The organism is Roseovarius tolerans (assembly GCF_900109855.1).
In the GTDB taxonomy this organism is placed as follows: Bacteria; Pseudomonadota; Alphaproteobacteria; order Rhodobacterales; family Rhodobacteraceae; genus Roseovarius; species Roseovarius tolerans.
In genome coordinates this window covers 65,516-90,470 of the sequence record NZ_FOBO01000007.1, presented here as the reverse complement: position 1 = coordinate 90,470, position 24,955 = coordinate 65,516, and the positions used below count along the sequence as shown (strand labels likewise).

26 protein-coding genes are annotated in these 24,955 nt (G+C 61.6%); 11 read left to right on the top strand and 15 right to left on the bottom strand.

Annotated features, from left to right (window positions below; genetic code table 11):
- The first annotated feature begins 70 nt into the window (after positions 1-70).
- The gene (locus BMX04_RS08805; RefSeq protein ID WP_074785886.1) at positions 71-559 is read left to right on the top strand and encodes a peroxiredoxin; all 489 of its coding nucleotides are present in this window, start codon (positions 71-73) and stop codon (positions 557-559) included.
- A gap of 110 nt (positions 560-669) precedes the next feature.
- Here the strand turns inward: BMX04_RS08805 and BMX04_RS08800 are convergent, their stop codons facing one another.
- Genes BMX04_RS08800 through BMX04_RS08785 form a run of 4 tightly spaced genes read right to left on the bottom strand, consistent with a single transcriptional unit; the run spans position 670 to position 3,425 of the window.
- Entirely contained in the window at positions 670-966 is a 297-nt protein-coding gene (locus BMX04_RS08800) for a 4a-hydroxytetrahydrobiopterin dehydratase (protein WP_074785885.1), read from the bottom strand.
- Positions 963-2,147, bottom strand: a complete 1,185-nt coding sequence (locus tag BMX04_RS08795; protein ID WP_074785884.1) for a GNAT family N-acetyltransferase — start codon at positions 2,145-2,147, stop codon at positions 963-965. The genes BMX04_RS08800 and BMX04_RS08795 overlap by 4 nt, the downstream gene beginning before the upstream one ends.
- 52 nt (positions 2,148-2,199) lie before the next feature.
- The gene (locus tag BMX04_RS08790; RefSeq protein WP_074785883.1) at positions 2,200-2,967 is read right to left on the bottom strand and encodes a glycerophosphodiester phosphodiesterase family protein; all 768 of its coding nucleotides are present in this window, start codon (positions 2,965-2,967) and stop codon (positions 2,200-2,202) included.
- Complete coding sequence (locus BMX04_RS08785; RefSeq protein WP_074785882.1) at positions 2,964-3,425, bottom strand: RidA family protein; 462 nt, start codon at positions 3,423-3,425, stop codon at positions 2,964-2,966. Before BMX04_RS08785 ends, BMX04_RS08790 begins: the two co-directional genes overlap by 4 nt.
- 362 nt (positions 3,426-3,787) lie before the next feature.
- Between BMX04_RS08785 and BMX04_RS08780 the strand changes: the two genes are divergently transcribed.
- The gene (locus BMX04_RS08780; protein WP_082238013.1) at positions 3,788-4,540 is read left to right on the top strand and encodes an MlaA family lipoprotein; all 753 of its coding nucleotides are present in this window, start codon (positions 3,788-3,790) and stop codon (positions 4,538-4,540) included.
- Positions 4,530-5,135 carry an MlaC/ttg2D family ABC transporter substrate-binding protein gene (locus BMX04_RS08775; protein WP_074785881.1) on the top strand — a complete coding sequence of 202 codons (606 nt, stop codon included), beginning with the start codon at positions 4,530-4,532 and terminating at the stop codon, positions 5,133-5,135. The genes BMX04_RS08780 and BMX04_RS08775 overlap by 11 nt, the downstream gene beginning before the upstream one ends.
- Positions 5,136-5,186: 51 nt before the next feature.
- Here the strand turns inward: BMX04_RS08775 and BMX04_RS08770 are convergent, their stop codons facing one another.
- Complete coding sequence (locus BMX04_RS08770; RefSeq protein WP_074785880.1) at positions 5,187-7,319, bottom strand: transglycosylase domain-containing protein; 2,133 nt, start codon at positions 7,317-7,319, stop codon at positions 5,187-5,189.
- A 256-nt stretch (positions 7,320-7,575) separates the two neighbouring features.
- Between BMX04_RS08770 and BMX04_RS08765 the strand changes: the two genes are divergently transcribed.
- Together BMX04_RS08765 and BMX04_RS08760 are read left to right on the top strand one after the other, a co-directional pair.
- Positions 7,576-7,914, top strand: a complete 339-nt coding sequence (locus tag BMX04_RS08765) for a P-II family nitrogen regulator (protein WP_074785879.1) — start codon at positions 7,576-7,578, stop codon at positions 7,912-7,914.
- Between the two features lie 20 nt (positions 7,915-7,934).
- Positions 7,935-9,260, top strand: a complete 1,326-nt coding sequence (locus tag BMX04_RS08760) for an ammonium transporter (protein WP_175477342.1) — start codon at positions 7,935-7,937, stop codon at positions 9,258-9,260.
- A 70-nt stretch (positions 9,261-9,330) separates the two neighbouring features.
- On the opposite strand, the gene BMX04_RS08755 is transcribed toward BMX04_RS08760, so the two are convergent.
- Both BMX04_RS08755 and BMX04_RS08750 read right to left on the bottom strand, forming a co-directional pair.
- The gene (locus tag BMX04_RS08755) at positions 9,331-9,708 is read right to left on the bottom strand and encodes a rhodanese-like domain-containing protein (RefSeq protein WP_074785877.1); all 378 of its coding nucleotides are present in this window, start codon (positions 9,706-9,708) and stop codon (positions 9,331-9,333) included.
- A gap of 15 nt (positions 9,709-9,723) precedes the next feature.
- Positions 9,724-10,623: an MBL fold metallo-hydrolase gene (locus BMX04_RS08750; protein WP_175477341.1), complete on the bottom strand. Its 900-nt coding sequence runs from the start codon at positions 10,621-10,623 to the stop codon at positions 9,724-9,726.
- 143 nt (positions 10,624-10,766) lie between these two features.
- On the opposite strand from BMX04_RS08750, the gene mutL reads away from it, so the two are divergent.
- Together mutL and BMX04_RS08740 are read left to right on the top strand one after the other, a co-directional pair.
- Entirely contained in the window at positions 10,767-12,611 is a 1,845-nt protein-coding gene (gene mutL, locus BMX04_RS08745; protein ID WP_074785876.1) for a DNA mismatch repair endonuclease MutL, read from the top strand.
- Positions 12,608-13,789 (top strand): DNA recombination protein RmuC, encoded by a 1,182-nt coding sequence (locus BMX04_RS08740; RefSeq protein WP_074785875.1) that lies wholly within the window; start codon positions 12,608-12,610, stop codon positions 13,787-13,789. Before mutL ends, BMX04_RS08740 begins: the two co-directional genes overlap by 4 nt.
- Here the strand turns inward: BMX04_RS08740 and BMX04_RS08735 are convergent.
- The 4 genes from BMX04_RS08735 to BMX04_RS08720 all read right to left on the bottom strand — a co-directional run bounded on the left by BMX04_RS08735 (position 13,786) and on the right by BMX04_RS08720 (position 17,941).
- Positions 13,786-14,559 carry an IclR family transcriptional regulator gene (locus BMX04_RS08735; RefSeq protein ID WP_074785874.1) on the bottom strand — a complete coding sequence of 258 codons (774 nt, stop codon included), beginning with the start codon at positions 14,557-14,559 and terminating at the stop codon, positions 13,786-13,788. The genes BMX04_RS08740 and BMX04_RS08735 overlap by 4 nt on opposite strands.
- A gap of 13 nt (positions 14,560-14,572) precedes the next feature.
- Positions 14,573-15,934, bottom strand: coding sequence for a TRAP transporter large permease (locus BMX04_RS08730; RefSeq protein WP_050663487.1), 1,362 nt, complete (start codon positions 15,932-15,934; stop codon positions 14,573-14,575).
- A 1-nt stretch (position 15,935) separates the two neighbouring features.
- Positions 15,936-16,604: a TRAP transporter small permease gene (locus BMX04_RS08725; RefSeq protein ID WP_074785873.1), complete on the bottom strand. Its 669-nt coding sequence runs from the start codon at positions 16,602-16,604 to the stop codon at positions 15,936-15,938.
- Positions 16,605-16,705: 101 nt separating this feature from the next.
- Positions 16,706-17,941, bottom strand: coding sequence for a TRAP transporter substrate-binding protein (locus BMX04_RS08720; RefSeq protein WP_050663489.1), 1,236 nt, complete (start codon positions 17,939-17,941; stop codon positions 16,706-16,708).
- Positions 17,942-18,058: 117 nt separating this feature from the next.
- On the opposite strand from BMX04_RS08720, the gene BMX04_RS08715 reads away from it, so the two are divergent.
- The gene (locus BMX04_RS08715) at positions 18,059-19,681 is read left to right on the top strand and encodes a GMC family oxidoreductase (RefSeq protein WP_074785872.1); all 1,623 of its coding nucleotides are present in this window, start codon (positions 18,059-18,061) and stop codon (positions 19,679-19,681) included.
- On the opposite strand, the gene BMX04_RS08710 is transcribed toward BMX04_RS08715, so the two are convergent.
- Positions 19,666-20,685, bottom strand: coding sequence for a 1-aminocyclopropane-1-carboxylate deaminase (locus tag BMX04_RS08710; RefSeq protein WP_074785871.1), 1,020 nt, complete (start codon positions 20,683-20,685; stop codon positions 19,666-19,668). The genes BMX04_RS08715 and BMX04_RS08710 overlap by 16 nt on opposite strands.
- Positions 20,686-20,840: 155 nt before the next feature.
- On the opposite strand from BMX04_RS08710, the gene BMX04_RS08705 reads away from it, so the two are divergent.
- Positions 20,841-21,302 carry an Lrp/AsnC family transcriptional regulator gene (locus BMX04_RS08705; protein ID WP_074785870.1) on the top strand — a complete coding sequence of 154 codons (462 nt, stop codon included), beginning with the start codon at positions 20,841-20,843 and terminating at the stop codon, positions 21,300-21,302.
- Between the two features lie 229 nt (positions 21,303-21,531).
- Complete coding sequence (locus BMX04_RS19850; RefSeq protein WP_139194524.1) at positions 21,532-21,783, top strand: BRO-N domain-containing protein; 252 nt, start codon at positions 21,532-21,534, stop codon at positions 21,781-21,783.
- 66 nt (positions 21,784-21,849) lie between these two features.
- On the opposite strand, the gene BMX04_RS08695 is transcribed toward BMX04_RS19850, so the two are convergent.
- From BMX04_RS08695 to BMX04_RS19395, 3 genes are all read right to left on the bottom strand, one after another.
- Positions 21,850-22,467, bottom strand: a complete 618-nt coding sequence (locus BMX04_RS08695) for a Hint domain-containing protein (protein ID WP_074785868.1) — start codon at positions 22,465-22,467, stop codon at positions 21,850-21,852.
- A gap of 298 nt (positions 22,468-22,765) precedes the next feature.
- Entirely contained in the window at positions 22,766-23,098 is a 333-nt protein-coding gene (locus BMX04_RS08690; protein ID WP_139194523.1) for a hypothetical protein, read from the bottom strand.
- On the bottom strand, positions 23,095-23,271 hold the full coding sequence (locus BMX04_RS19395) for a hypothetical protein (RefSeq protein ID WP_175477340.1): 177 nt from the start codon (positions 23,269-23,271) through the stop codon (positions 23,095-23,097). Before BMX04_RS19395 ends, BMX04_RS08690 begins: the two co-directional genes overlap by 4 nt.
- A 698-nt stretch (positions 23,272-23,969) precedes the next feature.
- Here BMX04_RS19395 and BMX04_RS08685 point away from each other — a divergent pair.
- Positions 23,970-24,950, top strand: a complete 981-nt coding sequence (locus BMX04_RS08685) for a response regulator (protein WP_074785866.1) — start codon at positions 23,970-23,972, stop codon at positions 24,948-24,950.
- The last annotated feature ends 5 nt before the right edge of the window (positions 24,951-24,955 follow it).

Below are 24,955 nucleotides of genomic sequence, written 5' to 3'. Positions count from 1 at the left end.
ATGGTCACCTGCCTACCATCCGCCTATATCTACATCCACACGCAATCCACCGGAACGACAAGGAGCGACCATGACCCTTTCCACTGGCGACAAACTGCCCGACGCGACCCTGCTGACATTGGGCGAGAATGGCCCCGAAGAGGTGGCGCTGAGCGCCAGGACCGCGGGCCGCAAGGTGGTGATCTTCGCCGTGCCCGGCGCCTACACGCCGACCTGTTCGGCCGCACATGTCCCCAGCTTCATCCGCACCAAGGACCAGTTCGACGCCAAGGGCGTGGACGAGATCATCTGCATCAGCGTCAACGATCCCTTCGTGATGAAGGCCTGGGGCGAGGCCACCGGCGCAACCGAGGCGGGCATCACCCTTCTGGGCGACCCGCAAAGCGCCTTTACCAAGGCGATCGGGATGGAGTTCGACGCGCCGCCGGCGGGCCTGCTGGCGCGCTCCAAGCGCTATGCGATGTATGTCGAGGACGGCACCGTCAAGGTGCTGCATCTCGAGGAAAGCCCCGGCACCTGCGAAGTGACCGCGGGCGAATCACTACTGGCTGAAATCTGACCCTGACACCGGGTGCGAGGGGTAAGGACCCTCGCACGCTCCGGGACATTTGCGGCCAGAAGAAATAACGCCCTGTTTCTTTATGGCCCAAATACTCGGAACGCGACGGCTCAGCCCACGAGCCCGTCAAACTTGCGCGCAAGCTTGACGTCGAGCGAACTGAGGCCATCCACGTCATGCGTTGTCAGCGTGACCTGAACCTTGTTGTAGACGTTGAACCATTCCGGGTGGTGATTCCATTTCTCGGCCCAGATCGCGGCGCGTGTCATGAAGCCGAAGGCCTCGGTGAAATCCCCGAACTTGAATTCCTTGTGGATCGCGTCGCGCCCCTCGACCATGCTCCAGCCATTTTCCAGCAGCGGCTCCAGAGTCGTCTTGCGCGCGGTATCGCTCAGCTTGTCGCTCATTCTTGATCCTCCATCGTGGTTTTTCGGAACGGGCCATAGCCGGTGAGGATCTCGATATCCTCGTCCACGGCGGCGCGTTCGGCCTCCAGATATTGCGCGACGGCCTCGGCAAATCCCGGGTCGCGCAGCCAGTGCAGCGAGTGCGTGGCCACAGGCAAATAGCCGCGCGCCAGCTTGTGTTCGCCCTGCGCGCCAGCCTCTACCCTTTGCAATCCGTGATCAATGGCGAATTCCATGGCCTGATAGTAACAGAGTTCGAAATGCAGGCAGGGGTGATCCTCGATGCAGCCCCAGTAGCGGCCATATAATGCCGACGCGCCGATCAGGTTCATCGCGCCCGCCACCGGCTGCCCGCCGCGCAGCGCCAGCACCAGCAGGATATCGTCGCGCAGGGTCTCATGCGCGCGCTCGAAAAAACGGCGGGTGAGGTAGGGCGTGCCCCATTTGCGTGCGCCGGTGTCTTGGTAGAAGGTCCAGATCGCGTCCCAATGCTCCGGCTTTATCTGATCGCCGGTCAGCGCCACTATCTCGCCGCCGAAAGCTTGCGCACGGGCGCGTTCCTTGCGGATGGTCTTGCGCTTGCGCGAGGACAGATCGGCGAGAAAGGCGTCGAAACCCTCGTAGCCGCGATTGATCCAGTGATATTGCTGCGTGCGGCGGGGCATCAGGCCAAGGGCTGCACCTGCCTCGGCCTCCGCCTCGGTGCAGAAAGTGACATGCAGCGAGGAAATCCCATTTCGTTCGGCCACCTGGCTGGCCCCTTCGATCAGCGCCGCGCGCCCCGCCGCCTCATATCCTGGCCGGGTGAGAAAGCGCCGCCCGGTCACCGGCGTGAACGGCACCGCCATCTGGAATTTTGGATAGTACCGCCCGCCCGCGCGCTCATAGGCATGCGCCCAGTTGTGATCAAAGATGTATTCGCCCTGGCTGTGGGATTTGAGGTAGAGCGGCGCGCAGGCGATCACTTGCCCCTGCGCCTCGGCGGTCATGTAATGCGGATGCCAGCCGCTGCCGGTGCCGACCGAGCGGCTATCCTCCAGCGCCTTGAGAAAACGGTGCGTCGTGAACGGGTCCTCGGGACGGCCATCTGCGGCCTCTGGGCAGGCACAGGCATCCCAGACCGCCGCCGGGATATCGGCGATCCGCTCGTGCAGGCTGATCGTGATCTCGCTGTCGCTCATGCTATTGGCCCCGTGGCATGCCCGGCTCTATCTGGGCCGCGCGCAGCGCGGATCAAGCCGGGATGTCGGGCAGATAGCCCTCGAACGTGATGTTGTCGGCGACCGCGCGGGCACGAGCCTCTACCTCGCGGCCGCGCACCGTCCAGCACAGGATCGCGGCCGCATTCGCGCGCAACGCGGCCAGCCGGGGACTGTCCAGATCGTTCACATCATGGCTGACGAAGACAGACCCGCTCGGGCCATACTCCGCCACCGCGCGCAGGTGCTCGCGGATTTCGGCGCGCAGCAGCGGCCAATCCTCGGGCGTGTAGCCGCAGGTCACGATGCCGCGCGGGATATCCGGGGCGAGCGCCGCCATTCGCAGCACCATATGCGGGTTGAAGGACATCACCGCCACCGGCCCGGCATAGCCTGCAAGAGCCTGCGCCGTGGCCGTTTCCAGCGTGCCGCAGGTCTCGCCCATCTGGCCGTGCTGGTCTTTCAACTCGATCAGGAGCGGCACACGCCCTGCCACGAGGCCGAGGATTTCGGGCAGGCCGGGAATGCCCTCCTCGCCGCCCTTGAGCGGTATGGCGCCCAGATCGGCGGCGTCGCGCTGGCGCACTGGGCCTGTCGCCTCGGTCAGGCGGCCAAGGTCGTAGTCGTGAAACACCATCGCCTGCCCGTCGCGGCTGAGTTGCAGGTCGATCTCGATACCGTAGCCCGCCGCTATCGCCGCCGTGATCCCGGCGCGCGAATTCTCGGGGCGGGCGTCGGCCACGTCATGCAAGCCGCGATGCGCCAGCGGCACGCGGCGAAAGACCTCTGGCAATGCGCTCATCTGATCTGGAACACCCCGTCGATCTCGACCGCGACACCGAAGGGCAGCGAGGGGGCCGAGACGGCCGCGCGCGCGTGCTTGCCCGCGTCGCCCAACGCCTCGCCGATGAAATCCGACGCACCGTTGATCACCGCCGGTTGCTGGGTGAAATCGGCGGTGGAATTGACGAAACCGGTGAGTTTCACCACCCGCACCAGCCGGTCGAGATCGCCGCCGCAAGCCGCCTTGACCTGTGCCAGAAGGGCAATCGCGCAAACCTTTGCGGCGGCGGCCCCCACCTCGACATCCATGTCATGCCCCAGCTTGCCGGTGAGCAGCGTGTCGCCGTCCTTGGCGATCTGACCCGAGACATAGAGCATGTCGCCCGCTTGTACGTAGGGCACGTAATTGGCGGCGGGGGCCGGGGCCTCGGGCAGGGTCACGCCCATCTCGGCAAGCTTTTTCTCGAACTGGCTCATGTTACTTTCTCCCGTGATGTGTTTGCGCCGAACGCTAGCGGCACTTGCCGGGGAAGGAAATCCAAAAATGCCCGCGATATCATCAGGCTGCCGCAGGCAGTTGCGCGCGTTTGCCGATGCCGGGGCGCACCGATTTATGTGATCGCAATTCGTGGCCCCTTAGGCTATTGGGTAGGGTGGTTCAGGAAATGGACCGAGTCGCGACCGCTGTCTCCAATCTGCCACATCATCGTGATGTGACGTGTCGGCATGGTGGGTTTGCTCCTGAAATCGATTATGTAACAGAGACTCATCTTCAATCTGCGGATATTACAGTGCTGCCAATCCCCGCCATAGTTACCCGTCGTATCGTCCAGTCATGTATGCTGTGCGGTGTTCTTGTGCTTGCCGCCTGCGCGCAGCCCACGGCCGATCAGGCCTCGCGCGGGACGTTCGATCCCTATGAGCGGGAAAACCGCAAGATACACGAGTTCAACCGAGGTCTGGATCGCGGGCTCGTGCGGCCGGTGGCCAAGGGCTATGACACGGCGATTCCCGACGATATCGAGAACGCCATCGTGCGCTTTGCGGTCAACACCTCACTGCCCAGTGATATCGTCAACAACGTGCTGCAATTGAACATGCGCGGCGCGATACAGGATACCGCGCGGTTTGTGGTGAACACGACCGTGGGCCTTGGCGGGCTGTTCGATCCGGCCAGCGAAATGGGCATGCCCGCCGGCACGAATACCGATTTCGGCCAGACCCTGCATGTGTGGGGCGCGCGGGAAGGTGCCTATGTCGAATTGCCGCTGCTCGGGCCCTCGACCACGCGTGACACCTACGGCATCTTTGTCGATCTGTTCACCAATCCGCTGTCCTATGTGATCGAAAGCCCCGAGAATCTGGTAATCACTGGGGCGGGCGTGGCGGCGGGCCTGTCGCGGCGCAGCAAGTTCTCGGAAACGATCGACCAGATTCTTTATGAGAGCGCGGACAGTTACGCGCAGTCGCGTTCAATTTACCTGCAGAATCGCCGCTTCGAACTGGGCGGCACCGAGGGGAGCACCTATACTGATCCCTATGACAGTATCGCACCCGCTGCCCCCACGTTGGAGGACCCCTATGACCAGTAACCCATCCCGCCGCCGCTTTGTCGTCTCCGGCCTCGCCCTCGCTGGCGCGGCGCTGGCACCGCTGCCGCTGCATGCGCTGACCGAGGCGCGGGCGCGCGCGCTCGTCGATCAGGTCGTGAGCGAGATCAACCGCGTGATCGCCTCGGGCAAGGGGTTATCCTCGATGATCCGCGATTTCGAACAGATCTTCTCGCGCCATGCCGATGTGAGCATCATTGCGCAATCCACGCTCGGGGCCGACGCCAGGCGCGCCTCCAGCGCGCAGATGCGCGCCTATACGGAGGCGTTCCGTGGCTATGTCGCGCGCAAATACGGCAAGCGGTTCAACGAGTTCAAGGGCGGGCGCATCGAGGTGAACGGCGTGACACAGGTCAAGTCGTGGCACGAGGTGAAATCGACGGCCTATCTGCCCGGCGAGTCACCCTTCGAGGTCAGTTTTCTGGTCTCGGACCGGTCCGGGCAGGACAAGTTCTTCGACATGATCATCGAGGGCATCAGCCTTCGCCTGAGCGAACGCACCGAGATCGGCGCGATGCTCGACCGGCGCAACGGCGACATCAATGCGCTGATCCAGGACCTCAAGCAGGCGGGCTGAACAACAGGCCCAATGGATGGATTTGAACGGCGTCCCCGGCGGGTGCCGTTTTCAGTTTCCGAAGATGCTGCGCAGGATGTTCTCGATCGGGTTGCCGCCTGCCACAGGGGCGCGGCGTTGCGGGGCGGGGGCCGGGTCGCGGCGCGGGGCGGGGCGCAGCATCGGCAGGGGCTTGGGCGGCACGCCCTCATGCACCCGCACCATCGTCTCGTGCCAGATCTCGGCCGGCAGGCCACCGCCGGTCACGCCGGTCAGGGGCGTATTGTCGTCATAGCCCATCCAGACCCCGGCCACGTAATCGGCGGTAAACCCCAGAAACCACGCGTCGCGCGCGGCCTGCGTCGTGCCGGTCTTGCCCGCCGCCTCGCGGTCGGGCAGTTTCGCGCGGCTGCCGGTGCCGCCATCGACGACGCGGCTCATCATGTAGATCAGTTCGCGCGCGGCCTTTTCCTGGATCACCCGTTCACCGATGCCGCCGCCTGCGCCCATCAGGGGCTCATCCTCGCCCAGCAGTTTCAACTCGGTCAGGCCATAGGGGGTAACCGATGAGCCGCCATTGAGGATGCCGGCATAGGCGCCCGACATCTCGAGCAGCGTGCTCTCTGAGGCACCCAGCGCCAGTGCGGGACCAGCGGCCAGATCGCTTTCGATGCCGAAATCGCTGGCGACCTTGCGCACAAGGTCCCGGCCCACGGTCTCGGACACCTTGACCGCCGGGACGTTGAGCGACTGGCGCAGCGCCTCGGCCAAGGTCACCCGGCCATAATGCTTGCGGGTGTAATTCTCGGGGCACCAGCGGCCCGAACCGGGCACGTCGAGGCAATAGGGTTCGTCCACAACCACCGAATCGTAGCTGTAGCCTAGTTCCAGTGCCGTGGCATAGACGAAGGGCTTGAACGCCGATCCGGTCTGCCGATTGGCCTGCGTGGCGCGGTTGAAGGCCCCGATCACCTTGGTCTTGCGCCCGCCCACCATGGCGCGCACCGCACCATCCGCGCTCATCACGACGATGGCGGCCTGCGCCTTGGAGCCGTCGCGCACCTTTTCGTCGAACACGGTCTTGAGCGCCTCCTCGGCGGCGCGTTGCAGGCGTTGATCGAGCGTGGTGCGGATGATCACGTCCTCGGTGGTGTCCCGGGTGAAGAATTCCGGCCCCGAGGCCATTACCCAATCGGCGAAATAGCCGCCCGCCTGACGCTGCGCGGCCTCGGACAATTCGGCGGGATTGGCGAGCGCGACGGCGGCGTCATTGGCGCTCAGATAGCCCTGCCGCCGCATCAGCCCGACCACGACTGAGGCCCGGTTCTGCGAGCGTTCGAGATTGGCGGTCGGCGCGAGCGTCGAGGGTGCCGTGAGAAGGCCTGCGATCATCGCCCCCTCGGCGGCGTTCAGCCTGGCCGCCGATTTGCCGAAATAGCGCTGCGCGGCCGCCTCGGCCCCGTAAGCGCCGCCCCCGAGATAGGCGCGATTGAGATAGACGGTCAGGATCTCGTTCTTACTGTACTTGGCCTCCATCGCCATGGCGTAGACCGCTTCCTTGGCCTTGCGCCATAGGGATGTGCGGCGGCAATCGGACACGTATGCGGCCTCGCTTTCCCATTCGCTCTCGTCATATTCGACGCCGAAGCAGAGCAGTTTCGCGGTCTGTTGCGTGATCGTCGAGCCGCCATTGCCCGACAGCGGCCCGCGCCCCTCGCGCAGGTTGATGCGCATGGCGCTGGCGATGCCGATGGGGTCGACGCCGGGATGCATGTAAAAGCGGCGATCCTCGGTGGCGATCACCGCGTTCTTGAGATGCGGGCTGATCATCTCGGCGGTGACGACGCCGCCGAACTGATCGCCGCGCCAGGCGAACACCTGCCCTTCGCGGTCCAGGAGCGTGACCGAGCCGCGCGCACGCCCGTCCATCAGCGCCTTGTATTCCGGCAGGGTCGTGTAGGTATAGGCCACGGCCAGTCCGACGACGATGGCCACAACCGCTGTCACCCGCCAACCGATGGCCCAGAGCACGCGCAGCACCCAGCCGACGATGGCACGCACCATCCGCACCAACGGGTTGCGCGACCGCGACCGGCGCTGCGGCTTGCGCTTGGCGGTGGTGCGCCGCGCGGATTTCGGCTTGGCCACCTTGCGGCTGCGCTTGGGGGCCACCAATGGCGGTTTGCGCCGTCCTGAATTGCTCATGCTTGCCCTGCCCGGCCATCGTTTGTTTGCGCCAGTTTATAGTGCGCGCTGCCAAATGTAGAGACCCGGCAGGCGGGTCGTGGCGTTTTCCATGTGCCTATTTATTGCGCATTATTTATTTTCTGCCTGCTTTTTGCACAACATGATCCGCCAAACGGGTCAAAATCCGCGCTTCTCCCTTCCAGACTCTCCCGTCAGCGCCTTTTCTGCACCTGCAAACAGCGCGCTGAGTGAGAGAAAACGGAAAGGGACCAACGTGAAACTCATCATTGCAACGATCAAGCCGTTCAAGCTGGAGGAGGTCCGCGAGGCGCTGACCGATATCGGGGTGCGCGGCATGATGGTCACCGAGATCAAGGGCTTCGGCTCTCAATCGGGCCATACCGAAATCTATCGCGGGGCGGAATACGCCGTGAACTTCGTACCCAAGATCAAGCTCGAAATCGCGGTATCTGCCGCGATGGCGGATCAGGTGGTGGAGGCCATCACCAAGGCCGCACGCACCGGCAAGATCGGCGACGGCAAGATCTTCGTGCTCGACATCCAACAGGCCATGCGCGTGCGCACCGGCGAAACCAACGACGACGCGCTTTGAGCCGTAAGGGGGAAAGACCAATGAATATGAAAAGCTTTACGAAAAAGGGCCTGGCCTCTGCGGCGATGATCGCCGTGCCGTCGCTGGCCCTCGCGCAGGATGCTGCGGCACCGGGGTTCGACGAGATTGGGCCCTATATCATGACAACACTGCTGTTCTGCATGGCAGGGTTCCTGGTGTTCTTCATGGCGTGCGGTTTCGCCATGCTGGAAGGCGGGCTGGTGCGCTCGAAGAACGTCACCATGCAGATGACCAAGAACATCGCGCTCTATTCGGTTGCGGCGATCATGTACTGGCTGATCGGCTTCAACACGATGTATCCCGGCGACTTCAATGGCTACTTCGCCATTGGTGGGCAGACTGTTCTGGACGCGGTGGGCGTAGCTGCGGCCGATGCCGACCTTGGCTATGCCTCAATCGGCTCGGACTTCTTCTTCCAGTTGGTGTTCGTGGCCGCCACCGCCTCGATCGTGTCGGGTGCTCTGGCCGAGCGGATCAAGCTCTGGCCGTTTCTGGCCTTCGTGGTCGTGCTGACAGGTGTCATGTACCCGATCTCTGGCTCCTGGCAGTGGGGCGGCGGCTGGCTCAGCGAGGCAGGCTTCTCGGATTTCGCAGGTTCGACGGTGGTTCACTCCGTGGGGGGCTGGGCCGCTCTGGCCGGTGCCATCGTTCTTGGGCCGCGCATCGGCAAATACAGCAAGGACGGCAAGGTCATCCCGATCCCGGGCTCGAATCTGGCCCTTGCCACGCTGGGCACATTCATCCTGTGGCTGGGCTGGTTCGGCTTCAACGGCGGCTCGCAGCTTGCGATGGGCACCGTGGGTGATGTTTCGGACGTGAGCCGCATCTTCGCCAACACCAACATGGCCGCTGCCGCCGGTGCCGTGACCGCGCTGATCCTCACTCAGGTGTTGTACAAAAAGCCGGACCTGACCATGGTTCTCAACGGTGCGCTGGCCGGCCTCGTGTCGATCACCGCCGAGCCGCTGGCACCGACGCTCTTCGGTGCGCTCTGGATCGGTGCCGTGGGTGGCGTCATCGTGGTCTTCACCGTGCCTCTGCTCGACAAGCTCAAGATCGACGACGTTGTCGGCGCGATCCCGGTTCACCTCTGCGCCGGTATCTGGGGCACCATCGCCGTGATCTTCTACAACAGTGACGCGAGCCTTACGACGCAGCTTCTGGGGATCGCCGCCTACGGTGTCTTTACCTTCGTCGGCAGCCTTGTCCTGTGGTTCATCCTCAAGGCCGTTGTCGGTATCCGGGTCGGCGAAGAGGAAGAGATCAACGGGCTCGACATGTCCGAACTGGGCATGGAGGCCTACCCCGAATTCTCCAAGAGCTGACGTTTCTCCTTCCCGTCAGCTTGAAGAGATCACCCCCGGGCGTTCGCGCCCGGGGTTTTTTCGTGGGGGATTACCCGGTGACCGCCTGCGGTGCGCCGGTGGCCATGTTGGTGCCGATATAGGGCTGACCTGCCTCTTTCCATGCGCCGAAACCACCTTCCATATGGGCGATTCGGCCGATTCCGGCGGCGATCGCGGCGCGGGCCATTTTCTCGGATCGCACGCCGGAGCCGCAATGGATCACGAGGCGCTTGTCGCTCTGGCCAGGCAGTTTCTCGGGCTTGAAGAACGGCATCGGCAAGAGCAGCGCGCCCTCGATATGCTCGAACATGTATTCCTGCGGCGTGCGCACGTCGATCAGCACGATCTCGTTGGCGTCCCATGCGCAGGCCACCTCCTCTATCGTCCATGTCTCAAATATGGTGCCGTCGATATCTTCGGTTTTCATCTTGCTCTCCTTCGTTCAGAAACGATTGGCGGGGATCTTGAAATAGCGGTGCCCGTCGCTCTCGGGGTCGGGCAGGCGGCCACCGCGCAGGTTGACCTGCAAGGCGTAGAGGATGCGGTCCGGCAGGCCGAGCGTTGCGTCGCGGTCGTCGCGCACCCGCATGAACGCGTCGCGGCTGGCACCGCCGCCGACATGCGGATTGTCGCGCTTGTGTGCGGCCACCGTCGCCTCCCATGCCGGATCTTGCCGGTCACCCACCGGCGGGTAGTCATGGCCGACGAAAAGCCGCGTCTCGTCGGGCAGCGCCAGGATCGCCTGCAAGCTGTCATAGAGCATGCTGGACGAGCCGCCGGGGAAATCGGCGCGCGAGGTGCCGACATCGACATGCATGAACGTGTCATGCACGAAGGCCGCGTCAGAACCCACCACATAGGTGATCGAGCCGAGCGTATGCCCCGGCGAGAGCATTACGCGCACCTCCATTTCGCCGATCCTGAACTGCGCGCCATCATCAAAGAGCCGATCGAAATCGCGATCCGGGTCAAAGGCGCCGGGCGTGTGATAGAGGTCTTCCCAGATGCGCGCGATGTCGCGCACTTTGGCCCCGATGGCGTTCGGCGCGCCGAGTTTCTCGCGCAGCCAGCCCGAGGCCATCAGGTGATCGGCATGGGGGTGGGTATCGAGAATCCATTCGACCTCCAGCCCTTCACGGGTGACGAAATCGAGAATTTCCTGCGCGCTGTCGTGGTAGGATCGGGCCTCGGCGGGGTCGAAATCCTGCACCACGTCGATCAGCGCCGCCTTGTTCGTGGCCGGGTCGGCGATGACATATTGAATGCTGCCCGACGCCTGATCGTAAAAACCGGTGACGTTTGGGGAGCCGGGGCCACGGGATGGGCTGGTCTGACTGAACATGATCAACTCCTTTGGATTTTGCATTCACATAATGGAATGTTACAGCCATCCAACCCGAGGCACCGGATTTCTTTTGCCCAAGTCCTGGAATGCGGCATTGGGAATATGGCAGAATCGCTCTGATCCGTGCTAGGTATTGGGGAATGAATAAACCTAGCCCCAATATAAGCCAGCCCTCCCCGGTGATCCGCCAGTTGGATGAGGGCGCCGTCAACCGCATCGCGGCGGGCGAAGTCGTGGAGCGTCCGGCCTCTGCGGTCAAGGAACTGGTGGAAAACGCGCTCGACGCCGGGGCTGGCCGGATCGAGGTGGCGGTGGCGGATGGCGGCAAGACGCTGATCCAGGTGAGTGACGATGGCTGCGGCATGGCGCCCGATCAGTTGCCGCTGGCGCTGGCGCGGCATGCCACCTCCAAGATCGACGGCAGCGATCTGCTGAACATACATTCCTTCGGCTTTCGCGGCGAGGCGCTGCCCTCGCTGGGCGCGGTCGGGCGGCTGACCATCACCTCGCGCGCCACCGGGCACGAGGCCGGTACGATCACCGTGGCGGGCGGGCAGATGGGCAGGGTCACGCCTGCCGCGCTCAATGCAGGGACGGTCGTGGAATTGCGCGATCTATTCTACGCCACGCCCGCGCGGCTCAAGTTCATGCGCAGCGACCGGGCCGAGGCACAGGCGATTGCCGACACGGTCAAGCGCCTTGCCATGGCGGAGCCGCATGTGGGCTTTACCCTGCGCGATGTCTCGGGCGGGGGCGAGGCGCGGATCACCTTCCGCGCCGACCCTGAGTCGGGCGATCTGTTCGATGCGCTGCATGGCCGTCTGGCGCGCATTCTGGGGGTGGAGTTCGCCGACAACGCCCTACGCATCGAGGCCATGCGCGAGGGGCTACGGATGACCGGCTATGCCGCCCTGCCCACCTATTCGCGCGGATCGAGCGTGGCGCAATATCTCTTCGTCAATGGCCGCCCGGTGCGCGACAAGATGCTCTATGGTGCGCTGCGCGCTGCCTATCAGGACGTGCTCAGCCGCGACCGGCACCCGGCGGCGGCGCTCTTCATCGACTGCGATCCGGTGCTGGTGGATGTGAACGTGCATCCGGCGAAATCCGAGGTGCGGTTCCGCGATCCGGGGTTAGCACGCGGGCTGATCGTCTCGGGGCTGCGCCATGCGCTGGCCGAGGCCGGGCATCGCGCCTCATCGACCGTGGCGGGGGCCACATTGGGCGCGTTCCGGCCAGAGCCGCAAGGCGCGCGCGTCTACCAGATGGACCGCCAGTCGCCGCAGGCACGCAGCCTTGCCTATCAGGCGCAATCCCCCGGTTTCGCCGAGATGGCGGCTGATTGGAGCGCGCGGGTCGAGCCCGAGAGCCAGACACCGGAGCCGGAGGAGGTGTCCGCGACCACCCTGCCCCTCGGGGCCGCGCGCGCGCAGATCCACGAGAATTACATCGTCGCCCAGACCGAGACCGGCATGGTCATCGTCGATCAGCACGCTGCCCATGAGCGGCTTGTCTATGAACGCCTGAAACACCAGATGGCCGAAAATGGCATCACGGCGCAGGCGCTGCTTATCCCCGAGATCGTGGACCTCTCGGAGACCGATTGCGCGCTGCTGGCCGATCATGCCGAGGATCTTGGCACCCTCGGCCTTGTGGTCGAGCCGTTCGGCGCGGGGTCCATCGCCGTGCGCGAAACCCCGGCCATCCTGGGCGAGGTCAACGCGCAGGCGCTCTTGCGCGACATTCTTGACGAGTTGCACGATCAGGGTGCCAGCGACACGCTCAAATCCCGCATCGACGCGATTCTCAGCCGCGTCGCCTGTCACGGCTCGGTCCGTTCCGGCCGCCGGATGAGCGCCGAGGAGATGAACGCGCTCTTGCGCGAGATGGAGCGCACGCCGCATTCCGGCCAGTGCAATCACGGGCGGCCCACCTATGTCGAGTTGCCGCTGTCGGACATCGAACGCCTGTTCGGTCGCACATGATCCAGATCGGTCCCTATTCCCTGTCGCTTGACGATCCCCTCACGCTGATCGCGCTGATTGGCGCGGGCGTGTTGCTGCTGATCGTGATCCTGCTGATCACCGCCGTGCGCGCCGCCACGCGCTCGGCGCGCATGACGGAACCGCTGGCGCAGCAGATGAGCCAGCTTGGCCAACGCGTGCAGGGGCTGTCGGACGGGCAGCATCAGCTTGCGGGCGGGCTCAACCACGTCTCCGAGGCGCAGGCGGCCAGCCAGTCGCATATGCTGCAACTGATGGAAAAACGCCTTGCCGAAGTGGGCAACCAGATGACCGAGAACCTGCAAGGCTCGGCCCGCCGCACGGCGCAGAGCCTGGGCGATCTGCAACAGCGTCTGCAGACCATCGACAAGGCGCAGGACAATATCACCAAGCTCTCAGGCGATGTGCTGTCGCTGCAGGATATCCTGTCGAACAAGCAGACGCGCGGGGCGTTCGGTGAGATTCAGCTCACCGATATCGTGACCAAGGCGCTGCCCTCGGACAGCTATACCTTGCAGGCGACGCTCTCGAACGGCAAACGCGCCGATTGCCTCATCCACCTGCCGAATCCTCCGGGGCCGATCTGCATCGACAGCAAGTTCCCGCTGGAGGCCTATGAGGCGCTGCGCCGGGCCAAGACGGATTGGGAGTTGAACGAGGCCGCGAAATTCCTGCGCACGTCGGTCAAGAAGCATCTCCGCGACATTTCCGAGAAGTACATCCTCGATGGGGAGACCGCCGATGGCGCGCTGATGTTCCTGCCATCCGAGGCGGTCTATGCGGAACTGCACGCGAATTTCCCCGAACTGGTGCGCGAGGGGTTCGCGGCCAAGGTCTGGATCGTCTCACCCACCACCTGCATGGCCACGCTCAACACCATGCGCGCGATTCTGAAAGATGCGCGAATGCGCGAACAGGCGGGCGCGATCCGGCGCGAGTTGGGGCTGCTCTTTGCCGATGTGGACCGGCTCGGAAGTCGCGTCGAAAATCTAGACCGGCATTTCCATCAGGCGGCCAAGGATATCTCGGATATCAAGATTTCCGCAGACAAGGCCGGTCGGCGCGCGCGGCGGCTTGATAATTTCGATTTCGAGGAACTCGCGCCCGAGTCCGAGCCTGCCCTGCCCGCCCCGCATGAGGGGCTGGCGCGCAAGGGCTAACCGCCGTCGCTGACAAGGCTCGCGAGATCACGGGCGGCGGCATGCATCTGCTCGCGAAACTCCAGCGCCCGCGCGATATCGAACCGCTGCGTCGGGGCGTGGAACGCCAGCGTCGCCATCAAGCGGCCGTTGACGTCTGTAATCGGCACGGCGAGTGCGATCATGTCGCGCATGAATTCCTCGCGGTCAAGGGAATAGCCCTGCGCGCGAATGTCGCCAATCTCTTCGACCAGCCGATCGCGGTCGGTGATGGTGTTGGGGGTGCGCGCCTCCAGATCGGTCGCCGTGAGGTATTTCATCAGATGGGTGCCCGCCAGCGAACTGAGATACATCTTGCCGCTTGCCGTGCAGTAGAAGGGTACGCGCGTGCCGATGGGCAATTGGATGCGCAGTGGCCATTCTGTCTCGACCCGCTCCAGATAGATCATCGCGTCGCGATCCGGCAGTGCGATGTTGCAGGTCTCGCCGATCTCGCTGCTGAGCCGCTTGAGAATGGCCTGCCGCGCGGTGCGGATGCGCAGCGACGACAGGATGCCGCCCGACATGGTCCGCAGCCGTGGGCCGGGCGAATAGGTGCGCCCGTCCATGTCGCGTTGCAGGAAGCCCTCTTCCTCCAGCGTGGCAAAGAGCCGGTGGATGGTCGGCTTGGGCAGACCGAGGGCCACATTCACATCCGTGGGCGTGACCGGCACACCTGCCCGGGCGATCTCTTCGATCACCAGAAGCAGGCGCAGGTTTGTCGGGATCGTTCCCGTGCTGTCACCGTCCATGAATACCCCATCGTCAGCGGTTCGGAAGCAGGGCCGTCGAAAGCTCCGGTACGAGGGCCACGATGAACCAGACCGAAAGCAAAGCCACAAGATAGGGGACCGTGTAGCGCAACAGGCGGAAATAGGGAACGCCCGTCACACCGGATGCGACATAGAGATTGAGCCCGTAGGGCGGCGTGATGAATCCGATGGAAGCGCCGACAAGGAAGATCACCGCGAATTGCACCGGCTCGACGCCTACCTCATGCGCGATGGGGGCCAGAATGGGCGCGAGGATGATCGTCACCGGCAGGCTTTCGAGCACCATGCCGCAGACGAAGACAATCGCCATCGAGGTGAAGAGCACCGCGTAATAGCCACCCATCGAGGTCACGAAATTGCCGATCAGTTCCTGTGCGCCCAGAACCGACAGGATCTGCTGCATCACCACCGACACCGCGATGAGCGGTGCAAGGATACCGGTGATCTGCGCCGAGCGCATGGTGATCGAGGGCAGTTCCAGCGGGCTGAACCCTTCGACGACGAGCATTTCCGAGACCCGCTTTTCACTGACGTCGCGGCCCTTGGCCCCACCCATCATCTTGTAGAGCGGGAGGCTGATGAACCCCACGATCACGCAAAATCCGACGGTTACGCCCGCTGCTTCGGTGGGTGAGAATTTGCCCGTGTAGATGCCCCAGAGCACGAGGCCGATGGCGAAGAAGCCGAGCCAGGCACCGATCGCGGTCTTGAACACCCGCATCGGGCTGAGCGCGATCAGAATGCCCCACTTGTTGCTAAAGCAGATCAGGAAGGCGGCGAACATCATCGCCCCGACCATCAGCGCGCCTGGAATGATACCGGCGACGAACAGGTCCGAAATCGGCAGGTTGAGCAAGAAGCCGTAGACGATGAAGATGATCGAGGGCGGGATGATGATGCCCACGGTGCCGCCTGCCGCCGCCGTCGCGGCCGAAAATCGCTCGTCATAGCCGCCTTTGACCATTTCAGGATGCAGCATCGAGCCGATGGTAGCCGTGGTGGCGGAGTTAGAGCCGGAGATCGCGGCGAAGAGCCCGCAGGCCCCGAGCGACGCCATCGCCAGCCCGCCGCGTATCCATCCAAGACAGGCATAGGCGAAATCCGAGAGCCGTCGGGCGATACCGGAGCGGTTGATCAGGTCGCCGGTCAGAATGAAGAGCGGCATGGCCAGAAGCGCAAAGCCATCGGTGAACACATCCGCCAGCGCGCCACCGATATTCTGCAAGGGCATGCCAAGGACGAAGGACACACCGATCACCCAGTAGCCGATCACCAGAAAGACCGGCACGCCCAGCATGAAGAGCAGCGTCACCGCGATGGAAATGAGCGTGACGAGGGTCGAAGGGTCGGTCATGTCAGTCGCCTCCGATCACGGCTTGGGTGATGAGCGTGTCGCCACGTCGGAAATTGGCGATGTCACGCAGCAGGTTCTCGATCACCCGCGCCACCAGTGTGGTGAAGGCGAGCGGCACCGACAGGAGGAACCACCATTGCATGATATTGTCTGTGCCCAGCATGATCTGAAAATTGGCGGCGGAATTGGCCACTACCTTGGTCGAGGTGACGACCACCACCCAGGAAAACCCGATCCACAGCAGCGCATCGAGCATCAGGCAGCCCATCTGCCCGGCACGCGGCATGGCGGTGCGGAATTCGGCAAAGGCGAGGTGGGTGCGCAACTTGACGTTATAGGAGCAGCCGAACCATGTCATGATCAGAAATAGGAACGGCGGCAGCGTGGTCGACCACGGCGCCTGTTGCGACAGCACGAAGCGGCGGAACACCTCGACAAAGATGATCCCGCCGATGGCGAGATAAGAGATGACCATCAGCGATTGCTCGAAATTGCGCTCGGCCCATGGCACGATGCGGTAGAGGATCAGAAATCCGACCGCCACGACCAGCATCGCGATCAGGCCCAGCGGCCAGACCGAGGGCGCGCGCATCGCTTCGCTCAACATCCATGAATCGCCCGAGGCGAGGGCACTGAAGATCTCTCCCGTGCCCTGAAACCAGCCGGTCATGCCCACTCCTCCCTTTGGGTTGCCGTATGTCTTGGCCGCACGTTTCGGCGGCCTGGGGGTCGGGCCGCGCAGATGGCGCTGCCCGACCCAAACCTAGCGTGTCAGGCCGACCGCCACCAGCGGCGCGGCTCGACATTCTCGGGCAGGGTATCAATGGGGATCTCGCGCGCGGTGTCGTAGATCTCCTGATAGGTGTCGATGCCCCCGGCCCAGCCGTTGAGCCGCTCGCGCCATTGCGCCCAGGGCTCGGGGTTGAACTCGGGTGAGCACATTTCCTCGGCCATCTTGATCTGATCGTCGGCGAGGAAGGCAGGCCGCACGTTGTTCTCGGCAAAGATCGTACCGGGAAGCTGCGGATCGGAGAAGCCCACGGTCTTGACCAGCGCCGCCTCGTTCGCTGCCTGCACATGAACCTGCGCCAGATAGGCCGATTCCATGATCGCATCCTGAAGATGCGGCTCCATCGCGTCGAAGACGCGCACCGACATGGAGGTGTGCTCGGTCCCGCAGAAGAACTTCAGGTCGACCGATTGGCTGACCACCGGCGACATGTTGGCATAGGCCACCGCCGATGCCCACGTCTCGGCCCCGTCGATAAGGCCTTGCTTGAGTCCGTCGAGCGTCTCTTCCCAGGCCACCGGCACCGGGTTGAGGTTCAGAAGCTGCATCGCGATGCGGCCCAGCTGCGTACCCGTCACGCGGTTCTTGGTACCGAAGAGTTCCTCGATCTTGGTCACGGTGGGCTTGTCGGCAAAATTGTTGCCCATCTGAAGCCCGCGCAATTCGCAATGCGAGAACAGGAATTTCAGACCGTGCCGCTTTTCCAGCGGCTCGCGCAGCACGCGCTGCGAGGCCGGGGAATAGAGGAAATGGTACTGCGCCGCACGGCTGGGGAACATGTAGGCATAATCGAGCACGTTGAGATAGGGCGCGCCGCCTGCCGAGTTCTGGGTTGACGCGGCATACATGTCGACCACGCCGGTCTGGGTTTTCTCGACACAGTTGAGCTGGCCGCAAATCTGGTTGTCACCGATGAATTCCACACGGATTTCGCCCTCGGTCCGCTCCTCCAGATCGCGGGCGAATTCAAGAACGCCGGCGCGCTCGATCAGCAGGTTGCGCGCGTTGAAGCCGGCAGCACCCAGTTTCAGAGTGTGCTTGGGCTCCTTGGCAAAGCGCTTCTCATAGGTGCTTTCGGCGGCGCGTGCGAGGGAGGGCAGGCTGACCGCCCCCGTCAGCGCGCCCGCGCCCAAGACCACGGATGACAGGCCGAACTGACCCGACAGACGGAATAAATCCCGCCGGGAAATCCCGGCTAGGGCTTTCGATGCTTTCATGGTTTCCTCCCTGATTTTGCAATTTTGATACTTGCAGTCTCAATATTGCTCGACTTATGGTCGATCTGGCAAGGAAAAACTTTTTGACTCTCACGCAGCTTGAAAGGTCATTTGGAAATGTCGGAGATATCAGCGGATTACGTGATTGTCGGCGCGGGCTCTGCCGGGTGCGTTCTGGCGAATCGCCTCTCCGCCGATCCCAAGACCAAGGTCGTGCTGCTGGAGGCGGGCGGACGCGACTGGAACCCGTGGATTCATATTCCGGTGGGTTATTTCAAGACCATGCACAACCCGTCGGTGGATTGGTGTTATCGCACCGAGCCTGATCCAGGCCTCAATGGCCGCGCCCTCGACTGGCCGCGCGGCAAGGTTCTGGGCGGGTCATCGTCGCTCAACGGGCTTTTGTATGTGCGCGGACAGCCGCAGGATTACGACCGCTGGGCGCAGATGGGCAACCCGGGCTGGGGCTGGGACGATGTGCTGCCGCTCTTCAAACGCTCCGAGCGGCAGGAACGCGGCGCAGATGATTATCACGGAGACCAGGGGTCTCTGTCGGTGTCGAACATGCGCCTGCAACGGCCCATCTGCGATGCGTGGGTGGCCGCCGCGCAAGAGGCGGGCTATCCGTTCAACCCCGATTACAACGGGGCGACGCAGGAAGGCGTGGGCTATTTCCAGTTGACCACGCGCAACGGGCGGCGGTGTTCCTCGGCGGTGGCCTTTCTCAACCCGGTGCGAGGACGCGAGAACCTGACCATCCTGACCCGCGCGCAGGCCAGCCACATCACATTTGACGGGACGCGCGCAACCGGAGTGGCCTATCGCGACCGCGGAGGGGTGTCGCATGTCGTGCGCGCCGGGCGCGAGGTGATCCTGTCGTCAGGGGCCATCGGCTCGCCGCAACTGATGATGCTGTCGGGACTGGGCGAGGCCGCGCATCTTCAAGAGCACGGCATCGAACCGCTATGCGACCTGCCCGGCGTGGGCCGCAACATGCAGGACCACTTGCAGGCGCGGCTGGTGTTCAAATGCAATGAGCCGACGCTGAACGACGAGGTGCGCAGCCTGTTCGATCAGGCGCGTATCGCGCTGAAATACGCGATGTTCCGCGCCGGGCCGATGGCCATGGCCGCGAGCCTTGCCACCGGCTTCATGCGCACCGGCGATCATGTCGAAACGCCCGATATCCAGTTCCACGTGCAGCCCTGGTCCGCCGACAGCCCGGGCGAGGGGCCACATCGCTTCTCGGCCTTCACCATGTCGGTCTGCCAATTACGCCCCGAGAGCCGGGGGCAGATCCGCCTCGCCTCGGCCGATCCGCGCACCTACCCGAAAATTCACCCCAATTACCTGTCGACCGAGACCGATTGCCGGACCATCGTCGAAGGCATCAAGATTGCCCGCCGCATCGCCCAGCACGCGCCGCTCAGCACCAAGATCTCAGAGGAATTTCGCCCCGACGCGACGCTTGATCTCGATGACTACGAGGGCACGCTCGACTGGGCGCGGAATTATTCCACCACGATCTACCACCCCACCGGCACCTGCAAGATGGGGCAAGGCGAGGGTGCGGTGGTGGATGCGCGGCTACGCGTCCACGGGGTCACGGGGCTGCGCGTCGCCGATTGCTCGATCATGCCCGAGATCGTCTCGGGCAACACCAATGCGCCCGCGATCATGATCGGGGAAAAGGCCTCGGAGATGATCCTCGAGGATCACGCCGCTCAGCCGTCCTTGTAGTAGTAGCTGTAGCCGTTGAGCGCGGGCGCGCCGCCGAGATGGGCATAGAGCACCTTTGATCCCTTGGGGAAGAACCCCTTCCTGGCAAGATCAATCATGCCCTGCATGGATTTGCCCTCATAGACAGGGTCGGTCATCATCGCCTCGGTCCGGGCGGCAAGGCGGATCGCATCGTTGGTTTCCTCGGAGGGCACGCCATAGGCGGGATAGGCGTAATCGGGATTGATGTGAATCTCATCCTCGCGCACCTTGCGGCCAAGCCCGACCAGATCGGCGGTGTTGTCCACGATCGAGCGGACCTGATCACGCGTCTGATCCACCGTGCACGAGGCGTCGATCCCGATCACCCGGTCGGCGCGGTCCTGCGCGGCAAAGCCGACGATCATTCCAGCCTGCGTCGAGCCGGTGACGACGCAGACGACGATATAGTCGAAGGTAAAGCCAAGCTCGGCCTCCTGTTCGGCCACCTCTTCGGCAAATCCGACATAGCCGAGCGCGCCGTATTTATGCACAGAAGCGCCTGCGGGAATCGGGTAAGGCTTGCCGCCCGCATCCTCGACGGACTTGATCGCGTCTTCCCAGCTCTTGCGGATGCCGATATCGAACCCGTCATCGACCAGCCGCGAATCCGCGCCCATCAGCCGGGTCAGCATGATGTTGCCCACCCGGTCATAGACGGCATCGTAATGCGGCACCCATTTTTCCTGAATGACCACGCATTTCATGCCGATCTTGGCCGCCGTCGCCGCGACCATGCGTGTATGATTGGATTGCACCCCGCCGATCGAGACCAGCGTGTCGGCGCCGCTCGCGATGGCATCGGGCACGATATATTCCAGTTTGCGCAGCTTGTTGCCGCCAAAGGCCAGCCCCGAATTGCAATCGTCACGCTTTGCGTAGAACCCCACGCCTGCGCCAACAGCCTCGGTCAGGCGCGGCAAATGCTCGATGGCAGTCTTGCCGAAGGTGAGCGGGTAGCGGTCGAACGTGTCGAGAAGCGACATGGGGCAATCTCCTGTTTTGCTTTACGAGAGAGGTTAGCAAGAAGACTGCGAAATGTGTGCTCGAAATGATTGGTTTAATTGAGATAATCTATCTATCTATTGCACATATTGTGTTGTTTTGAGATCTTGTGATTGTAGAAACGAAAGAATCTCTCATGGCAGCACTGGACCGAATCGACAAGAATATCCTGCGGCACCTGCAATCAGACGGGCGGCTGACCAATGCCGAGATTGCCAAGGCGGTGAATGTCAGCCCGGCCACCTGTCACAGGCGCACGCAGGCCCTGTTCGAGGCCGGGCACATTTTGCGGGTCATGGGGCATGTGAACCCGGCCTCGGTCGCGCGGGGCACATTGGTGATGGTCGGTGTCGTGCTCGACCGCTCGACCCCGGAAAGTTTCGCCGCGTTCGAGGCGGCAGTGTCGGAAATGAAGGAACTGCTCGATTGTCACCTGGTCGCCGGAGATTTCGACTATCTTCTGAAAATCCGGGTAAGCGACATGAATGATTTCAACACGATGCACAACAAGATGCTGATTGCGCTGCCCGGCGTCCGTCAGATTCGCACCTTCTTTGTCCTGAAGGAGATCAAGGAAAATGCACCGCTTGCGTTCTAGGCTGGCCGTTTGATGATGTTCTGGCAGTGGCCAGTAGAAATAAAAGTACCGTGTCGGGATTGGCTCGGATACGCATGCAGCTTCATATTGTGTCACACCTATGTGTCACACCACTCTAGTATTCAGCTAACATATTGATCTGTAATGTTTTGGTGGAGCCTAGGGGGAACACTTACCTGAGGCAGGTTTCTTTTAACTTCAGTAACTTATCTGTACACCATTGGACGCAATGTGTCACCTCACTGTAACACTTTTTTGCAGAAAAGTCCCTCGTATCTTCGACTTCAACAGCAACAACATCCGCGTCATCGACATTGACGGTCCGCCTTGGTTCCCGGCGAAGGACGTGTGCGACATTCTTGGGATCACCAACACAAGCGATGGCTCATACTCCATCTACCTTGATGTCTCCAATAGCACAAACCCTGCGAGGCGGCCTGCCCAGCAATCATTAAAGTTTGAGATTTTAGCGAAGTCCTAGATGCAAACCACCGCGGCTAGCGACCGGTCTTTTCTAACCGAGAACCCCCGCACCTCGCTTCTAATCTCAGGCGTGGCATGAGCGATACGCACGCCCCTGTGCCACGGGGTATTTCAAACTGGGATAAGCACACCGTCGTCGCGCGAGATTGGGAAACAGGTCAACCATGGCGTCGCGCGCTCTGACGTCCATCAGGCTTATCGCCTTGGGTGAAGGTCGGAAACTTTCAATCGGTAACCCTTCGGCGCAAAAGACTTCGTGGCGGTCAAAAACTAGATTGTAGAAGATCACCTCTTCCACCGCACGATCCATATATGCGGCATCGCTGACCAATGCGACCGCATCAATGCGCATAATATATGATTTGTCATCCGGCACACCTGCAATCAGATATCCTGGGATCAGCCCGCGGTGACCACTTGCAATGCGCAAATCCCGGGTTGGCATCATAGGTCCGATAGCGCGTGGCTTCAGGCGAATGGGGGCGAGATCGGGTTGGACGCGCATGTCAGCGGCGTTGACGGTTCTGGTCCAGATCATGCGGACCGGTTGAAGACCATGGTCGCGGGTTACAACCATGTCACCCGGGTTCAACATCTCGACGCGTCTGGGGCCAAGCGGCGTACGAATGTTCGCATCTCCACAGATGCCGGTCAGATACCGACGATCCACCTTTTCAACCATAGCAGTCTTCTGTGCGAACCCCACGAGCCGTCCCTCCGAAATTGAGCTTTTCGGATTAACAGTTGTGAAACAATGTGCCGGAACTGAGGTGTATTGATGAAATAAACATGAACGATCCCAAAATCACCAAGCAAACTTAGTAAATTGTCTACAAATCTAGGGTTACCTCAAAACCTTTAAGAGCAAACACTACCACATGAGAAAGCGCACACCCAAACGAGTGTACTTCTCAATCCCTGCAGTGCGATCAGTTTCTGCTTCATGGCCCTTGTGCGTTAGGGTCACGGCACGAACTTGTTCAGTTGGCACTGATAATGGCTGTTAAGAAAACCAGTGCCGTTAGTGTGAGGGTCACGATTTCAGCCTGATTGGCTGACGAGCCAGTTGTATCGGCCACAATCACTGATGGCTCCATGACCGGAGCTGCCATGTTTCCAGCGGTGACGGGAGCCGCTGCCATGGTGACGGCGACGATGACTGCGAGGTGAATTTTCTTCATTTTGGATACCCCAATGTTGTAACAGACGCTCCCCAAGCGCAGCGCCTTATAACTCATGTTGCCCGCATCAATTGCCTCAATCAACCCATTGGACCTAGCCACTTTGGAAGCCGTCATCCCGTAGACGCTCACATCAGCGCTGAACGCGTGCCGGACATGCCCCAAACGTGCCGGTATAGGTTCTCGCACTTTCTATTGAACACGCCCGGTTCATAGGCTTCGGGAAGTCCACGATCCAGTATCACCTCGATGGCTTGTCGAACGGTACCGCGAGCTTGTTCTTTCTTGGTCCAGTCTCGAACCATCTTCTCATCCTTGAGCGTCTGCAGGAGAGAAACGAGACAACAAGGTGCGCGTTATGTTCCAAAATGGTGACTCTGCAACGTTCACGCTCAATGGCTCTTCCAAAGCAATTGGCGAGTGCATAGCGGACTTTTGGAAATAGCTGGCCGCAATTTCTAGGACTGCGAAGATACGTCATAGCGCCCCGGCCCAGATAAAAACCGGACCAGATAAACTCTCTAATCGACAGATACGCCACTCGTTCAGACGGCTCTTATTCAGAACCTTTTCACTAGTGAAGCGCCGAACCGGGACGATGTTATGGTAGATGGCCATGCTTGTGTGTCAACCTATTGTTGTGCAGCGCAGATCAAGGCCATACTTGCTGCGTCTCCAACTTCGTTTTCGTCGTCGATGACAAAGAGTCAGAATTGGTTACCCTTTAGGAGCCACCATTGAGAGAAAACCGGCGTGACGACGCCGAGCGTGCCGCTACCGCCTAAGCCTATGGTTTAGGTGGTTTCCAAGCATTTCCTTCAGTTGGTCCGTTGTTGCCAAGGGCGGCTTCAGTCGTCTAGCCACGAATGAATGCTATTTTTTCGCTGAAGTCGCCACAATATCGCCATGGTCTGCTTTTAGTTGTTGCAAAGCTGTGAATGCACATTTTTGAGACATCAAGTCGCGGAAAGCACAGTAATGTTGCGACGGAGCGAGGCACAAGATGCATCTGCTTGTTGTAGACGACGAACCTGCGATCCTCGAACTCATCGAGCAGCTGGTTCGATTTATCGGAGGGCACACAGTATCGACGGCATCATGTGCGGTTGATGCGCTTGACGTGTTGGTACAGCCCGACGCCGGGCCAATTGACTGCTTCTTGCTAGATATTCAGATGCCCGGAACCGACGGGATTGAACTTTGCAAGATCTTGCGTGATCGGCACGACTATAAGAAAACACCGATCCTGATGTTGACGGCATTGTCTGATAAAACACACATTGACCGGGCCTTCTCCGCCGGTGCCACGGACTACATAACCAAGCCCATCGAAATAAATGATCTGCGGGACCGTATCAGACTGGTGGACGATACTGTCACTGGTCGAAAGAGGCAAAATCAGCAGTCTGCTCCGGGTGAAGCAGGTGCGAGCGAGATCGACGAAACGCTGGCATTGCACGAACCGTTTCACGTGCGCAATTTAGACTGGGTAATCGATTACCGGTCCCTGAAGAGCTATACTTCCCTTGTGGCACGCAAGAAGCTGTTTGGGGCAGCTGTCTTCGCTTTCAGCATTCGCGATATCGAAGACCTGTTCCAGAAAACCTCGCGCTATGAATACGAATGCCTCGTGGTCGACGTCGCCGAGGCCATCACGATGTGTCTGAGTGAACATCGACATATGATGTCATACGCTGGGAACGGCACTTTTGTCTGCATTGTCGAAGACGGGTGGCAGCCAAATTTGGAGGCCCTGAAGGACAAAGTAAACTTGACCATTCACAACCTTTGTCTCTGTTTCAACGACGGTAGGCTGATCCCCGTCAAGGTGTCGACGGGCGATGTCATCCACTTGGCTTGGAAAAGCGGTAGCAACGCAATCAACGCTTTGTCAGAGGCACATCAGAGCGCTGAGAAGGAAGCCCAACGTCACGCGAAAAACCTCGAAAACTTCTGGTACGACAGGCACACCCAACCACGATGATTAGA